The sequence below is a fragment of the Halostella sp. PRR32 genome (assembly GCF_034808085.1).
In the GTDB taxonomy this organism is placed as follows: Archaea; Halobacteriota; Halobacteria; order Halobacteriales; family Natronoarchaeaceae; genus Halostella; species Halostella pelagica.
Window position 1 is genome coordinate 1 of record NZ_JAXHGL010000064.1, and the last position, 284, is coordinate 284.

Genomic DNA, 284 nt, shown 5'->3' on the forward strand with positions numbered 1-284 from the left:
GCGTCCCCGGCGAACCCGACGCATGACTGACGACGACTCTCCTGACATCCCGCAACTTGCCGAGCAGCGCGACATCGAGACAGTGTATCAGCCTGCGGAGGACTCGAAACTCCTCGCCGATGCCGTCGTCGAGGCGGTCGATCCGGACCAGCGAGCGCTCGATGTCGGCACTGGCTCGGGCTACATCGCCACGCGCCTGCGCAACGAAGCAGATGCCGATGCGGTCGGTGTCGATCTCAATCCCGAGGCCTGCGAACAGGCTTTCGAGGCGGACGTTCCGGTCG

At 65.5% G+C, this 284-nt stretch carries 1 protein-coding gene; it reads left to right on the plus strand.

Features of this window, described 5'->3' with window-relative positions:
* Positions 1–22 precede the first annotated feature (22 nt).
* Positions 23–284 (plus strand): methyltransferase domain-containing protein (locus SM753_RS20400; protein WP_323192908.1); only part of this gene is annotated, 262 nt, incomplete at its 3' end.